Below are 611 nucleotides of genomic sequence, written 5' to 3'. Positions count from 1 at the left end.
ATGGACATTAATCTTCCAGGCAAGAATGGTCTACTGTTAGCACGTGAACTACGTGAGCAGGCGAACATCGCTCTGATGTTCCTAACAGGCCGCGACAATGAAGTAGACAAGATCCTAGGTCTTGAAATTGGTGCTGATGACTACATCACAAAACCATTCAACCCACGTGAATTGACTATTCGTGCGCGCAACCTGCTAAGCCGCTCAATGAGCACTAACGCAGTTCAAGAAGAAAAGCGCTCAGTAGAAAAATACGAATTCAACGGTTGGGTGCTAGATATTAACAGCCGCTCACTAGTGAGCCCTGCTGGTGATAGCTACAAGCTGCCTCGTTCTGAATTCCGTGCACTTCTGCACTTCTGTGAGAACCCAGGTAAGATCCAAACACGTGCAGATCTTCTTAAGAAGATGACTGGACGTGAGCTTAAACCACATGACCGTACTGTCGACGTAACGATTCGCCGTATTCGTAAACACTTCGAATCAGTATCTGGTACGCCAGAAATCATCGCGACTATCCACGGTGAAGGCTACCGCTTCTGTGGTGACTTAGAAGACTAATGCAGTCTGCTAGAAATACGAAGGGCTTGCTCATTGGAGCAAGCCCTTTT

The 611-nt window shown here is 47.1% G+C and carries 1 protein-coding gene; it reads left to right on the top strand.

What is annotated here, in order from left to right; translation table 11 throughout:
- Window positions 1-561 (top strand): two-component system response regulator ArcA (gene arcA, locus R7R78_RS27690; protein ID WP_225474801.1); only part of this gene is annotated, 561 nt, incomplete at its 5' end.
- Window positions 562-611: the final 50 nt, after the last annotated feature.

The organism is Vibrio sp. 2134-1 (assembly GCF_033339495.1).
This window is presented reverse-complemented; position numbering and strand designations above follow the sequence as displayed.